This is a genomic window from Exiguobacterium sp. B2(2022) (genome assembly GCF_028823655.1).
In the GTDB taxonomy this organism is placed as follows: domain Bacteria; phylum Bacillota; class Bacilli; order Exiguobacteriales; family Exiguobacteriaceae; genus Exiguobacterium; species Exiguobacterium aestuarii_A.
Genome location: NZ_JAPEHX010000069.1, coordinates 1 through 14,233, shown reverse-complemented (window position 1 = coordinate 14,233; position 14,233 = coordinate 1). Strand labels below are relative to the sequence as shown.

12 protein-coding genes and 1 pseudogene are annotated in these 14,233 nt (G+C 48.2%); 11 read left to right on the top strand and 2 right to left on the bottom strand.

Annotated features, from left to right (window positions below):
- Nucleotides 1-20: 20 nt before the first annotated feature.
- Nucleotides 21-281, bottom strand: coding sequence for a 30S ribosomal protein S20 (gene rpsT, locus ON063_RS12715; RefSeq protein ID WP_012726675.1), 261 nt, complete (start codon nt 279-281; stop codon nt 21-23).
- 219 nt (nt 282-500) lie between these two features.
- Between rpsT and lepA the strand changes: the two genes are divergently transcribed.
- From lepA to hemW, 5 genes and pseudogenes are all read left to right on the top strand, one after another.
- Nucleotides 501-2,324, top strand: a complete 1,824-nt coding sequence (gene lepA / locus ON063_RS12710; protein ID WP_214693159.1) for a translation elongation factor 4 — start codon at nt 501-503, stop codon at nt 2,322-2,324.
- 114 nt (nt 2,325-2,438) lie between these two features.
- Nucleotides 2,439-3,509, top strand: coding sequence for a 3-phosphoserine/phosphohydroxythreonine transaminase (gene serC, locus ON063_RS12705; protein ID WP_274665382.1), 1,071 nt, complete (start codon nt 2,439-2,441; stop codon nt 3,507-3,509).
- A pseudogene (locus ON063_RS12700) lies at nt 3,487-4,607 on the top strand (phosphoglycerate dehydrogenase). The gene serC and the pseudogene ON063_RS12700 overlap by 23 nt, the downstream one beginning before the upstream one ends.
- A gap of 10 nt (nt 4,608-4,617) precedes the next feature.
- Complete coding sequence (locus tag ON063_RS12695) at nt 4,618-5,799, top strand: DUF1015 domain-containing protein (protein ID WP_274665380.1); 1,182 nt, start codon at nt 4,618-4,620, stop codon at nt 5,797-5,799.
- Nucleotides 5,800-5,866: 67 nt separating this feature from the next.
- Nucleotides 5,867-7,021: a radical SAM family heme chaperone HemW gene (gene hemW, locus ON063_RS12690; RefSeq protein ID WP_274665379.1), complete on the top strand. Its 1,155-nt coding sequence runs from the start codon at nt 5,867-5,869 to the stop codon at nt 7,019-7,021.
- Between the two features lie 44 nt (nt 7,022-7,065).
- Here the strand turns inward: hemW and ON063_RS12685 are convergent, their stop codons facing one another.
- The gene (locus ON063_RS12685) at nt 7,066-7,671 is read right to left on the bottom strand and encodes a DUF1054 domain-containing protein (RefSeq protein ID WP_274665378.1); all 606 of its coding nucleotides are present in this window, start codon (nt 7,669-7,671) and stop codon (nt 7,066-7,068) included.
- A 192-nt stretch (nt 7,672-7,863) separates the two neighbouring features.
- Between ON063_RS12685 and hrcA the strand changes: the two genes are divergently transcribed.
- From hrcA to ON063_RS12655, 6 genes are all read left to right on the top strand, one after another.
- Nucleotides 7,864-8,886, top strand: a complete 1,023-nt coding sequence (gene hrcA, locus ON063_RS12680) for a heat-inducible transcriptional repressor HrcA (RefSeq protein ID WP_074033386.1) — start codon at nt 7,864-7,866, stop codon at nt 8,884-8,886.
- A gap of 17 nt (nt 8,887-8,903) precedes the next feature.
- Nucleotides 8,904-9,491, top strand: a complete 588-nt coding sequence (gene grpE / locus ON063_RS12675) for a nucleotide exchange factor GrpE (protein WP_274665377.1) — start codon at nt 8,904-8,906, stop codon at nt 9,489-9,491.
- A 29-nt stretch (nt 9,492-9,520) separates the two neighbouring features.
- Nucleotides 9,521-11,347 (top strand): molecular chaperone DnaK, encoded by a 1,827-nt coding sequence (gene dnaK / locus ON063_RS12670; protein ID WP_274665376.1) that lies wholly within the window; start codon nt 9,521-9,523, stop codon nt 11,345-11,347.
- Between the two features lie 63 nt (nt 11,348-11,410).
- Nucleotides 11,411-12,517 (top strand): molecular chaperone DnaJ, encoded by a 1,107-nt coding sequence (gene dnaJ, locus ON063_RS12665; RefSeq protein WP_214693130.1) that lies wholly within the window; start codon nt 11,411-11,413, stop codon nt 12,515-12,517.
- A gap of 18 nt (nt 12,518-12,535) precedes the next feature.
- The gene (gene prmA / locus ON063_RS12660) at nt 12,536-13,474 is read left to right on the top strand and encodes a 50S ribosomal protein L11 methyltransferase (RefSeq protein ID WP_274665375.1); all 939 of its coding nucleotides are present in this window, start codon (nt 12,536-12,538) and stop codon (nt 13,472-13,474) included.
- Nucleotides 13,475-13,477: 3 nt separating this feature from the next.
- A complete protein-coding gene (locus tag ON063_RS12655) occupies nt 13,478-14,230 on the top strand; it encodes a 16S rRNA (uracil(1498)-N(3))-methyltransferase (RefSeq protein WP_274665374.1) in 753 nt (250 codons plus the stop codon).
- Nucleotides 14,231-14,233 lie beyond the last annotated feature (3 nt).

Sequence of the window (14,233 nt, the reverse complement as noted above, 5' to 3'; positions counted from 1 at the left end):
CTGTTTCGTTTGGTCTCTAATTAGAGAGCAGCGATACGAGCTGCGAGGCGTGATTTATCACGACCTGCTTTGTTTTTGTGGATAAGGCCTTTTGATGCAGCCTTGTCGAGCTTCTTCGTAGCGAGGACGAAAGCTTCTTGAGCAGCTTCTTTGTTTCCTTCAAGTACGAGAGCATCAACACGTTTTACTGCTGTACGCATTGCCGCTTTCTCTTGAGAGTTCGCAACACGACGTTTTTCAGAAGTTTTTGCACGTTTGATTGCTGATTTGATGTTTGCCATTGTTTGTCACCTCCTGAAACAAGAAAGTGTATGTTCTTATTACTTCAAGTAATCATTCAACAGAACAAGCACAATTGTAGCAAACGGTTATATGAAAAGCAACCACTTGATGATTATTCTGAAAACTATATGTGGTATTGTTGTAGTAGGTCGTACACATTACTTTAGGATTTTGATATAATGACACGGTATGCATGAGAAGGATAGGTGAACCCATATATGAATAAACAAGAATTAGAGAATCGTCAGAAGAAGATTCGTAACTTTTCGATTATCGCTCACATCGATCATGGAAAGTCGACACTCGCTGACCGGATTCTTGAGAAAACTGGTGCACTCACGGCTCGTGAGATGAAAGAGCAGACGCTTGACGCGATGGATTTAGAGCGTGAGCGTGGGATTACAATTAAATTGAACGCTGTTAAATTGAACTATACGGCAAAAGACGGAGAAGAGTATATTCTTCACTTGATTGACACGCCAGGACACGTCGACTTCACGTATGAAGTGTCGCGTTCGCTTGCGGCATGTGAAGGTGCAATTCTCGTCGTCGATGCGGCACAAGGAATTGAAGCGCAAACTCTTGCGAACGTTTACTTAGCACTCGATAACGACCTCGAAATTATTCCGGTCATCAATAAGATCGACTTGCCGTCAGCGGATGTCGATCGCGTCCGTCAAGAGATTGAAGACGTCATCGGTCTCGACGCGAGCGATGCGGTCCCGACTTCTGCCAAGGCAGGGATTGGAATCGAAGAGATTCTCGAGCAAATCGTCGAACTTGTTCCACCTCCGACAGGTGATCCGTCAGAACCGTTACAAGCCTTGATCTTCGACTCGTACTATGATGCCTACCGTGGTGTCGTCGCATCGATTCGAATCGTCAATGGTTCGGTCAAAGTAGGAGATAAAGTTCAGATGATGGCTACCGGGAAGACGTTCGAAGTAACGGACCTCGGTGTATCGACACCGAAGCCTGTCTCGGTCAAAGAATTGAACGTCGGTGATGTAGGAACACTTTCTGCATCAATCAAAACAGTCGGAGATGTTCGTGTCGGGGATACAATCACACTTGCGAAAAATCCTGCCACGAGTCAGCTTCCGGGTTACCGTAAAATGAATCCGATGGTGTACTGTGGATTGTATCCAATCGATGCAGCCAACTACAACGACCTTCGTGAGGCACTCGAAAAGCTTCAACTTTCTGATGCCGCGCTCGAGTTTGAACCTGAGACGTCACAAGCACTCGGATTCGGCTTCCGTTGTGGATTCCTAGGGATGCTTCACATGGAAATCATCCAAGAACGGATTGAGCGTGAGTTCGGGATCGACTTGATCACGACGGCACCATCGGTTATCTATCACGTGACGACAACTTCAGGAGAAGTCGTCCACGTTGATAACCCATCGAAGATGCCGGAACAACAAAAAGTGGAATCGATCGAAGAACCTTACGTCAAAGCGGCCGTCATGACACCGAACGATTATGTCGGGGCCATCATGGAACTTTGCCAGAAGAAACGTGGGACGTTCATCGATATGCAGTATATCGACACGACACGCGTCAAAATCACGTATGAGATTCCATTGAGTGAAATCGTCTATGACTTCTTCGATCAATTGAAGTCGAGCACGAAAGGGTATGCGTCTCTCGATTATGAGTTGATCGGTTATCGTCAATCACGTCTCGTGAAGATGGACATCTTGCTCAACAACGAAGTGGTCGATGCCCTCAGCTTCATCGTTCACCGTGATTTTGCGTATGAGCGCGGAAAAGTGATTGTCGAGAAGTTGAAAGCACTCATCCCACGGATGCAGTTCGAAGTTCCGGTACAAGCTGCCGTCGGAACAAAAATTGTCGCACGTTCGACAATCAAAGCACTTCGTAAAAACGTTTTGGCTAAATGTTATGGGGGAGACATCTCGCGTAAGCGGAAACTCCTTGAGAAACAAAAAGAAGGTAAGAAGCGCATGAAGATGGTCGGGTCTGTCGAAGTCCCGCAAGAAGCGTTCATGTCCGTTCTATCGATGGACGAAGAATAATTGGATTGAATCACCCTGATGTTCGAATCGGGGTGATTTTTTTGTTTAGGCAGGAAATGGCACTTCGCTTAAGGAAGAGTACACCCTTAGACAGACAAAAGAGGAGGAAACACCGTGTCGACGTATACATACTCTGCGGGTCCCGGCATGCTACCAAAAGAAGTGATGCAAGAGATTCAACAACATCTGCTGACATTCGAATATGAAGGGGTCTCGATCATCGAAACGAGTCATCGTTCAGATTCATTCCAACAAGTGGTCGACTCGCTCGAGGCAAGACTCAGAAGACTCATGCATATTCCTGAGAACTATGCCGTTCTTTGGTTGCAAGGTGGGGCGACACTGCAATTTTCCATGATCCCGATGAATTTACGGAATCGAAATCGATTCGCCTATGTCGATACAGGGATTTGGTCTAAAAAAGCGATGGAAGATGCTAGGCACTTCGGGCAGGTCGAGGTCATCCATCCGCTCATAGATGAGGCGGGTGGGATGTCATTTGAACCGAAACTCGCTCAAGATGTCGACTATCTACATGTGACGTTAAACAATACGATTGAAGGAACCCGATTTACGACTATACCCGAAACGGATGTCCCACTCATTGCGGATGCCTCTTCGAATATTCTTGCCGAGCAGATCGACGTTGAGCGCTTCGGTGTAATTTATGCGGGGGCGCAGAAAAATATTGGACCAGCAGGACTGACGGTCGTCATTATACGTCGCGACTTGATTCAGTCGATGGAGCTACCAAGTTATCTTCATTACGGGTCTCATGTCGATACGTTATTCAATACGCCGTCGACGTTCAGTATGTATACGGCAGAACGTGTCCTCAAGTGGGTCGAAGATCAAGGGGGCGTCGAGGCGATGGAGCGGATGAATCGTGAAAAAAGCGATGCGGTCTATTCGTTCCTTGAACATTCAAATCTATTTTCTTCTCTCGTGTCGGGAGAACGCCGTTCCTTGACGAACATCCCGTTCACGACGGGAGACCGTAATCGAGACAAGGGTTTTCAACAATTTGCCCTTGAACGCGGATTACTCGAACTCGGCGGTCACCGTTCCGTCGGTGGTTTAAGGGCGAGTCTTTATAACGCGATGCCAAAAGAAGGTGCTGTGCGCCTTGTCGACGTCATGAGAGCATTTGAGGAGGAAAACCATGTATCACATCAAAACATTTAACCAAATCGCTGCAGCGGGTCTGAAGCTCACGCCTGGGTACTGAGAAGTCATAACGTGCACGATGAAGCGATTCCACCCCATCTGCTCGCCATCGCAAGGGCGGGTGCCGGTGTCAACAATCTCCCGCTTGATCAACTGGCAAAACAAGGAATCGTGGCGTTTCATACTCCTGGCGCGAATGCGAATGCGGTGAAAGAACTCGTCCTGGCCAGTATGATCCTCTCGGTCAGACCGATTGTCAAAGGTTTAAACTGGGTAAATGAACAGGCGACCGAGTCACAATCTCAGTTAGAAGAAGCGATGGAGCAACAGAAACGGCAGTTCCTCGGGGCCGAGTTACGGGGGAAGAAAGTAGGAATCATCGGGCTTGGGGCCATTGGGGCTTCACTTGCCAATGACCTTCTCCAACTTGGGGTCGATGTCATCGGATATGATCCCCATCTCTCGGTTGATGCCGCTTGGAATATTTCAAAACACGTCACACGCGCCAAGCATTTGAGTGAGGTTCTAGGGTCTGTTGATCTCTTGTCGATTCATATGCCGCTGACGAAAGAGACGCGCTTCAGTATCGACCGGAGTTGGTTCGAGCGGATGAAGCCAGGGATGACCGTTTTGAATTTCGCGCGTGGGGAGCTCGTGAAGGATGCTGATTTAGTTGAAGCATTCCATCATCACGTCGGACTATACATCACCGACTTCCCTCGACACTCGCTCATCGGACATCCTCAAGTGATGGCGTTGCCTCATCTCGGTGCCTCGACAAAGGAATCAGAGGTCAATTGTGCCATCCAAGCCGTCGAGACACTCAAATTATATCTGGAGACCGGTAACATCCGTTCGTCCGCCAACTTCCCAAATGCGGAACTTCCGTATACCGGCAAACGTCGCCTCGCGATTTTGCATCAAAATGTGCCGAACATGGTCGGACAAATTACGGGAGAGCTCGCCTCACATGGACTGAACATCGATAACATGATCAACCGTAGCCGAGGCGAGATGGCCTATACATTGATTGATTTAGACAACAACGAACATGAACCGTTATCGATTCATGCATTGTATGACATCAAGGGCGTCATTCGCGTCCGAGAATTTTAAGGAGGATCTTATGGTCGTATTTAAACCGTTCAGCCCATACATGCCCGTACACGCTAAAGAAGTTGCCGCAGATCCGTATGACGTCGTTTCTGTAGAAGAAGCGAAGGCGGTCATCGCTGAGCAACCGAAATCATTTTTGAAGGTAGATAAGCCAGAAGCTCTTCAAGCAAACCTCTCACTCGAAGACTGGGGAAAGCGTGCTCGTCAGGAGCTAGAACGTCTATACGAAGACGAGCTGACGGTTCGTCCGAGTGGATTTTACGTATATCGATTGACCCGGAACGAACGTCAGCAAACAGGCTTAGTCGCCACATTTTCAGTTGCGGACTATGAAGCCGGGCGAATCAAAATTCACGAACATACCCGTGAAACGAAGGAACGAGAACGTGTCGAACATGTCCAAGCGACGGGGGCGCATACCGGTCCGATTTTACTTAGCCACCCGCCACATGCGAGTCTGAAACAGATTTTAAACAGTGCGACGGAAGAAGAGCCGTTGTTCTCGTTTACGGATGATCGTGGCGTGTTACACGAAGGATTTATGATTCCGAGCCGAGAACTTGCACGCGTCATGATGATTGGTGCGACAATCCCGTCTATCTATATCGCAGATGGTCATCATCGCGCGAAAGCGGCAGCAGTCGTTTCCAAGATGGGTGGGGAGAATTCTCAAAAGAACGAACGGACACACTTTTTAGGTGTCCTCTTCCCGAGCGACGAGTTGACGATTTTGCCATACCACCGTCTGTTGACCACTATCGCCCCTGAAGAAGTGGAACATATGTTGGAAGGACTTTCGTTCTCGTATGAGGTGACAGAAGTAGATGAACTCGTCTTGCCTGAAAGTCATGGCGTGTTCGGCGCTGCGTATCGAGGAAATTATTACAGGTTATCGAAACGAAAAGATGAAACCGATCTCGATGTCGCCGTCTTACAGCGTGATATTCTTGCTCCGTACTTCAACGTCGAAGATATTCGTACGGATGCCAGAGTCGATTTTGTTGGAGGGAACCGGTCAATCGAAGAATTGCAACAACTCGCGCAAGTACCCGACCAATTACTGTTTACGTGCCATGAAACGACGATGCCACAGTTGATGCGAGTGGCTGATGGGGGTGGGCAGATGCCACCAAAATCGACATGGTTCGAACCAAAATTAAAGAGCGGTCTGTTTATTCATCGGTTTGATTGATGGCGCAGGCTGGAAAGAACGGACGAAAAGCGTTATAAATGGAATGAGAAGAAAGGGGTGGCCGAAATTGGCTAAAGCCGTATATCTTCACATTCCATTTTGTGAACATATTTGTTATTACTGTGATTTCAACAAGGTGTTTTTAAAAAACCAACCTGTTGATGAATATTTAGATGCATTAGAACGAGAGATGGTATTGACGCTCGAAGCGTTTCCGACAGAACGGATCGAGACCATCTTTATTGGAGGGGGCACACCGACGGCGCTCAATGAAGCGCAGATGGGTCGCCTGATGGATATGGTACGTCGACACCTCCTCCCGCTCGCTTCAGACGACCTAGAGTATTCTGTCGAAGCGAACCCGAACTTTGTAAGTACGGAAAAACTCGACACGATGAAAGCCGGCGGCGTCAATCGACTCAGCTTCGGTGTTCAAACATTCGACGATGGTGGGCTCGAACGGATCGGAAGAACGCATCGCGCTGACGACGTATTTGAAACGGTGAATGAAGCGGCGAAGCGCTTTGATAATATCTCGATTGACCTCATGTTCGGGCTACCAGAACAGACGCTCGAGCAGATTGACCGAGACTTGAAGCTAGCGCTCGAGCTGCCGATTCAACACGTCTCATCCTATTCCTTGATTCTTGAGCCGCATACCGTGTTTGCGATTCAAGACCGAAAAGGTAAGCTCCGTTTACCGGGAGAGGATGTCGAGGTCGAGATGTATCTCAAAGTGATGGAGACACTTGAACGACATGGACTGAAGCAATACGAAATCTCGAACTATGGGTTGCCGGGTCGAGAAAGTCGTCACAACCAAGTGTACTGGCGGAACGAAGAGTATTATGGATTCGGGGCAGGTGCGCACAGCTATTTAAATGGCACACGTCGTGCAAATATCGCACCGATCCCTCACTATATTAAAGCGGAAGGCATCCCGGTGAAACGGGTGACTGAGCTCGAAGAAGTAGAAAAAATGGAAGAAGAGCTGTTCCTCGGATTACGCATGCGTTCAGGGGTCTCCCTTCAGACATTTGAACAGAAGTATGGCGTGGCACTCGATCATGTGTTCGGTCACGTCATCGACGATTTGGTGAAGAAGTCGTTGATTGAACGGACAGACTCCCATATCCGATTGACGGCGTCTGGTCTACCACTCGCGAATGAAGCGTTCGCGGCATTTATCGGAGAGGCAAAACTCGAGCATACCGAGTCATGAAAAATGGACAAGTCCCTTATTTGGGATTTGTCCATTTTTTAGCATTATAAGACGAGATCACGATAGAGCGGCGTGAGCCGAGCGAACGTGTCTTCGACCAAAGCGAGAAAAGCGTCTTCGTTTTGAAGAATCGATGCATCGGCAGGCAGTTGTCGTCCGATTAAGAAATCAGCCTTTTTGACAGTGCCGAAGCGCTCGAGCAACGCCTGGATGTCTTCGTTTGATGTCTCTTCAATTAGGAACGCATCTTTTTTCATATGATCGCCCGCAATATGGAAATCAGTAAACGTTGATTTAAAATCGATTTGTTGCAGACGTTTCGCGATTGCATCTTTGTTCGGCATCTCATAGATGAATGCGAGCCAGATGAAAACGCGGTCGTCGAAAAGCCCGACTTGTAAATGTGGATGTTTTTTATACCCACGCTTATCGTGACAGATGGCCATCCATGTGTCTTTCGGAGGGTTTACCGTGCGGCGTGCATGTTTTGCGACATGCAGGTAGAGAGGGATTCCGACATCTGCCTCGAGCTGTGGGCCGACCTCGTCATAAATCCGATGAAAGAGCGGTTGAATATCCGAACGGATGCCAGACATGCGTTCGTCGAGTCCGTCCTGTTTGAATACGTTAAATTGTTTTGTTGTAAACATTTCATCACCTCACGTTCTATCATAACGAAACGCTGCTTCTTTTTCAGGTTTGCCGTCTGCAAAAAAGGTGAAAAAATCCGAGTGTATGAATTGACAAATAGTGAGAACATGATAATATTTGAAGTGTGATTAGCACTCGTTAAATATGAGTGCTAATAAAGCGAGGTAACTTTTTCAGAGAGGAGTGATGTTGTGCTGACAGATCGACAATTGCTCATTCTTCGAGCCATCATTGACGATTATATTCAGACGGCTCAACCGGTCGGTTCGCGTACGTTATCGAAACGAGACGATTTGACGTTTAGTTCGGCAACGATTCGGAACGATATGGCCGATTTGGAAGACATGGGGTTGATTGAAAAACCACATACTTCCGCGGGTCGAATCCCGTCAGAGGTCGGATACCGATATTACGTGGACCACCTCGTCGAGAAGCAAATCATCGACGAGCGGGAAACGGGTCGCTTAGAAGAGCGTTTAAAGCAATCTTCAAAAGAGTCTGAGATCCTGATTCGCCAAGCTGCAGATCTCCTTTCTGATTTGACCAATTATACGACGGTCGCCCTCGGTCCCAATAGCCAATCCGAAAGATTGGCACGTGTGGACTTTATGCCATTAGATGAGCGACGGGGTGTCGTTCTCATCGTCACGGATCAAGGTCATGTCGAGCATCGTACGGTCATGTTCGAATCTCGTGTAGCTCCTGAAGTCATCGAGGAGACGATTCGATTGTTAAATGATCGTCTCGTCGGAACAGCGATCGGACAACTTAAAGTCCGGATCGGAGAAGAGGTTGCAAAATTGCAACTCGCGCAGCGACAGCAATATGAAAATATGATGCAACTGATTCAATCGACGGTTGGAATTCAAACGCCGTCTTCGCTTTATCTCGGCGGCAAGAAGAATATCTTCAACCAACCTGAGTTTCAGACGTTAGACACGCTCAGACCGTTCCTAGAATGGATTGATGAGCAAGAACGATTGACGCACTGGCTCGAATCGTTGCCAAATCGCGAGATTTATGTGAGCATTGGGAGCGAGAATGGAATTGTCGCCCTTCAAAACTGTAGTGTCATCACTTCGGATTATACACTAGATGGAAAAACGTTCGGAACGATTGCCATGATTGGCCCGACTCGAATGAATTACCGTCACGGTGTCCAAATGATGGGACAAATTATTGAAGCGTTGCGACGAACGAAACTAGATGAGTGACGGAAAGGAGTTTTACTATGACAGCAGATCATCAAAACGGGCACGAACAAGAAGACGTGCTTGAAGAAAAACCTGTAGACTCGGCACAGACAGAAGAGAACGAGTCAACTGAATCAAATGAAGATGAGGTTTTAAATGCTGAGATTGTGGAAGAAAGTTCTGAGGGGACGGACTTACAAAAAGAAATCGAAGCGTTGAAAGCGAGCGAACTCCGCATTCGTGCTGACTTTGACAACTTCCGTCGTCGGACGAATGAAGAGAATGCAAAACGCGTCAAGTTTGCTTCACAGTCTGTCATTGAAAAATTGATTCCGCTCATTGATAACTTTGAGCGTGCACTTCAAGTGCAAGCAACTTCAGAGGATGCCAAGCAAATTCAATCAGGCGTTGACATGATTCATCGTCAACTGCTTGACGTGTTGAATGCTGAGCAAGTCGAAGTGATTGAAGCAGTCGGACAGCCGTTCGACCCGAATTTCCATCAAGCAGTCATGCAAGAGCCAAGCGACGAGTTCGAGTCGGGTGTCGTGACGATGGAGCTTCAAAAAGGTTATACGATGCATGGTCGAGTCATTCGCCCAAGCATGGTAAAAGTTGCAGAATAATACTACTTAACGAGACGGAGGAATAAACGATGGGTAAAATTATCGGTATTGACTTAGGGACTACAAACTCATGTGTGGCAGTAATGGAAGGTGGCGAAGCAGTCGTCATCTCAAACGCAGAAGGTAACCGTACGACTCCTTCGGTTGTTGCATTCAAAGGGGAAGAACGTCAAGTAGGTGAGGTCGCAAAACGTCAGGCCATCACGAACCCGAACACGATTCAATCAATCAAACGTCACATGGGAACATCACATACAGTTGACGTAGACGGCAAGAAATTCACACCACAAGAAATCTCGGCAATCATTTTGCAGAAGTTGAAAAAAGATGCTGAAGACTACCTCGGTGAAACAGTCACGGAAGCAGTCATCACAGTTCCTGCATACTTCAACGACGCTGAGCGTCAAGCGACAAAAGATGCTGGTAAAATCGCTGGTCTTGATGTCAAGCGAATCATCAACGAGCCAACTGCTGCGGCACTCGCTTACGGATTAGATAAAGGTGAAGACCACACGATTTTGATTTATGACCTCGGTGGTGGTACGTTCGACGTTTCAATCCTTGAGCTTGGTGATGGCGTATTCGAAGTTGTCGCTACAGCTGGTGACAACCGTCTCGGTGGAGATGACTTCGACCAAAAAGTCATCGACTACCTCGTTGCAGAATTCAAAAAAGAGAACGGCATCGACCTCGGAAAAGACAAGATGGCACTTCAACGTTTGAAAGATGCAGCTGAAAAAGCGAAGAAAGACCTTTCAGGCGTCACAAGCGCACACATCAGCCTTCCGTTCATCACAGCAGGTGAAGCAGGTCCACTCCACTTGGAGATGACACTCACGCGTGCGAAGTTTGAAGAATTGACGGCTGACCTTGTCGAACGCACAATGGAACCAACTCGTCGTGCCTTGAAAGATGCAGGACTTACACCATCTGACCTTGATAAGATCATTCTCGTCGGTGGTTCGACACGTATCCCTGCCGTCCAAAAAGCAATCCATGACTTCACGAAGAAAGAGCCATTCAAAGGGGTAAACCCGGATGAAGTTGTTGCACTCGGTGCAGCAATCCAAGGTGGAGTTCTTGCTGGAGACGTAAAAGACGTCGTCCTTCTCGACGTTACTCCACTCTCACTCGGTATCGAGACAATGGGTGGCGTAATGACGAAATTGATCGATCGCAACACGACAATTCCGACATCGAAATCACAAGTGTTCTCAACTGCTGCAGATAACCAGCCTGCTGTTGACATCCACGTCCTTCAAGGGGAACGCCCGATGGCACCAGACAACAAGACACTTGGTCGCTTCCAATTGACTGACATTCCACCAGCACCACGTGGTGTGCCACAAATCGAAGTTAAATTCGATATCGATGCAAACGGAATTGTTCACGTATCAGCGAAAGATCTCGGTACGAATAAAGAACAATCGATCACAATCCAATCTTCTTCAGGTATCGATGAGGCAGAAATCGAGCGTATGGTGAAAGAAGCTGAAGCGAACGCAGACGCAGACAACAAACGTAAAGAAGAAGCGGAACTTCGCAACGAAACAGACCAACTCGTCTTCGCGACAGACAAGGCAATCAAAGACCTTGGTGAGCAAGTGGAAGAGGCGGACAAAGAAAAAGCAGAAGCTGCGAAAGAAAAAGCGAAAACTGCTCTCGAAGGTTCAGACCTTGAGGCGATCCGTACAGCCAAAGACGAATTGTCAGCTGTCGTTCAAGAGTTGACGCAAAAAGTATATGCTAAAATGGCTGAACAGCAAGGTGCTGAAGGCGCAGAACCACAAACAGAAGCGAAACAGGACGATGAGGTCGTGGACGCAGAGTTTGAGGATCTCGACGACCGTAAATAAACAGCCGTTGTAAAGGAGAGCGCTAAAATCGATACGTAGATTGTAAGGATAGGAGCGAGAATAGTGGCGAAACGAGATTATTATGAAGTGCTCGGGCTCGATAAGTCGGCCTCGGCACAAGAAATCAAGCGGGCATATCGGAAATTGGCCCGTCAATATCACCCGGACATCAACCAAGAGGCGGATGCGGCGGATAAGTTTAAAGAAATTGGTGAAGCCTACGAAGTGCTTTCTGACGAACAAAAACGTGCCCAGTATGACCGATTCGGTTTTGAAGGGGCGAACCAATTCGGAGGCGGCGGTGACTTCCAAGGTGGATTCGGGGATATCTTTGACATGTTCTTCGGTGGCGGCGGACGTCGTCAAGATCCGAACGCACCGCGTCGTGGAGAAGATTATCAATACGTCGTTGACCTCGATTTCATGGAGAGTGTGACAGGCAAGACGGAAACAATCGAGCTCGAAATCGAAGTCGAATGTGACACGTGCATGGGGAACGGTGCGAAACCTGGAACGAAACCAGAAACGTGTAACCAATGTGGCGGCAGTGGCGTCGAGACGGTTGAGCAAAACACAATTCTCGGTCGTATGGTCAACCAACGTCCTTGTAGCAAGTGTCATGGTAGCGGTAAGACGATCAAAGAAAAATGTCCGACTTGTCACGGCTCAGGTCATGTGAAGAAGAAACAGACCGTCGAAGTGAAAATCCCAGCCGGTATCGATAACGGGCAACAGATCCGTCTATCTGGAAAAGGCGGTCCTGGCGTGAACGGTGGTCCAGCGGGAGACTTATACGTCGTCGTCCGCGTGAAAGCTCATGAAATCTTTGAACGTGTCGACCAACACATTGCGATGGAAATGCCGGTCACGTTCGCTCAAGCGGCACTCGGTGCAGAAATCGAAGTTCCGACGGTTCACGGGAACGTGAGTTTGAAAGTGCCAGCCGGAACACAAACTGGCTCGAAGTTCCGTTTACGCGGAAAAGGGATGCCAAGTGTTCGTGGTGGCGCAAATGGCGACCAGTACGTGAGCGTCATTGTCATGACACCGAAAAATATGACAGACCGCCAAAAAGAATTGCTTCGTGAATTCGAAGAAATCAGTGGCGAATCGGGTGTCGAAGAGGAACACGGCATGTTCCAAAAAATGAAAAAGTTCTTTAGTCACTAAAAGGAGTGTGTACAAACGATGAAATGGTCTGAAATTTGTGTCCACACGACACAGCTTGCGGTGGAAGCCGTATCGAACTTATTACACGAAGTGGGGGCACAAGGTGTCGTCATCGAGGACGTCGAAGACTTCGACCGAATGATGGCGGAAGACCATTTCGGAGAGATTTGGGACGTTTCGGATCGTGAAACGTATCCAACTTCTGGAGTACACGTCAAAGCGTACGTGCCGGCTTCAGGTGATTTCCAAGATGTGCTCGCAAACTTGAAAAAAGAAATCGAGCGACTCCGGAACATGCTTGATATCGGATCAGGCGAGGTCACGGTCGCAGAGATTGATGAGGAAGATTGGGCGCATTCTTGGAAGCAGTATTACAAGCCGGTCAAAATCTCACAACAGCTGACGATTGTCCCTTTGTGGGAAGAGTACACACCACAACCGGAAGAGAATGTCATCTTGCTTGACCCGGGCATGGCGTTCGGTACAGGGACACACCCGACGACGATGCTTTGCATTCAAGCGATTGAGAACTATATCCAGGAAGGTGACCGCGTCATTGATGTTGGTACAGGATCAGGCGTATTGTCGATCGCCGCTGCGAAACTTGGAGCGACGAGCGTAAAAGCGCTAGACTTGGATTCGGTTGCCGTTGAATCGGCTCGTCAAAACGTGGAGACGAACGGTGTCGAAGCCCTCGTTCAAGTGGATACGGGAGATTTATTAAAAGGTGTGGACGGAGAATATGACTTGGTCGTGGCAAACATTCTTGCTGATGTCATTCTTCTCTTCATCGAAGATGCGTATGCTCGTACGAAAACGGGAGGTCGCTTCATCACATCCGGGATCATTGGAGAGAAACGGGCGGAAGTCACGAACGCTCTAATGGCTGCAGGATTTGAAATTGAAGAGACACGCGTGATGGAAGACTGGGTCGCAATCATCGCCAAGAAGGGATAAGCTATGCAACGTTATTTTCTGACACCAGAAGCTTTCACAGGCGACGTTGTGACACTTCCTTCAGATGTCGCTCATCATATCGGAACGGTCCTGCGACAAGGGGCGGGATATGAAATGGTTCTTCTCGACGGGACAGGCAATGAGTACGCATGTGTCGTGACGTCGCTTGAGAAGAAGAGTGGAGTGGCTAAAGTATTGTCGACTCGTCAATCAGAGACCGAACTGCCGATTGACGTGACGCTCGCTTATGCATTACCGAAAGGTGACAAGGTCGAACTTGTCGCTCAAAAAGCGACCGAGCTCGGCGTTCATCATCTTCTATTGTTCGAATCTTCCCGATCAGTCGCCAAATGGGACTCGAAAAAAGTGCCGAAAAAAGTAGAACGTATTCAAAAAATCATGCAGGAGGCGGCCGAGCAATCGTATAGAGCCGTCGTTCCGTCATGTGCGTTCCTCACTTCGAAACAGCTTTCGAAGCAGTTCGAAGAGTATGACGAAGTCATCATCGCATATGAAGAATCGGCGAAAGAAGGCGAGCAGTCGGCACTTGCCAACACATTGAATCGACTTCAATCAAAACAACGTCTCCTCGTTATCACGGGACCGGAAGGCGGATTTGACACAGCGGAAGTCACGCAATGGATAGAGGCTGGTGCGATCGCTTGCGCGTTCGGACCTCGAATTCTCAGATCGGAGACGGCTCCTCTTTATGCACTGTCTGCCATCTCGTACGCGCTTGAATTGGCAAAAGAATAAGAA

What these genes read in the sequence shown, in the direction of transcription:
- rpsT (WP_012726675.1), bottom strand. Translation starts at nt 281, where the DNA reads ATGGCAAACATCAAATCAGCAATCAAACGTGCAAAAACTTCTGAAAAA.
- lepA (WP_214693159.1), top strand. Translation starts at nt 501, where the DNA reads ATGAATAAACAAGAATTAGAGAATCGTCAGAAGAAGATTCGTAACTTT.
- ON063_RS12695 (WP_274665380.1), top strand. Translation starts at nt 4,618, where the DNA reads ATGGTCGTATTTAAACCGTTCAGCCCATACATGCCCGTACACGCTAAA.
- ON063_RS12685 (WP_274665378.1), bottom strand. Translation starts at nt 7,671, where the DNA reads ATGTTTACAACAAAACAATTTAACGTATTCAAACAGGACGGACTCGAC.
- grpE (WP_274665377.1), top strand. Translation starts at nt 8,904, where the DNA reads ATGACAGCAGATCATCAAAACGGGCACGAACAAGAAGACGTGCTTGAA.
- dnaK (WP_274665376.1), top strand. Translation starts at nt 9,521, where the DNA reads ATGGGTAAAATTATCGGTATTGACTTAGGGACTACAAACTCATGTGTG.
- prmA (WP_274665375.1), top strand. Translation starts at nt 12,536, where the DNA reads ATGAAATGGTCTGAAATTTGTGTCCACACGACACAGCTTGCGGTGGAA.
- ON063_RS12655 (WP_274665374.1), top strand. Translation starts at nt 13,478, where the DNA reads ATGCAACGTTATTTTCTGACACCAGAAGCTTTCACAGGCGACGTTGTG.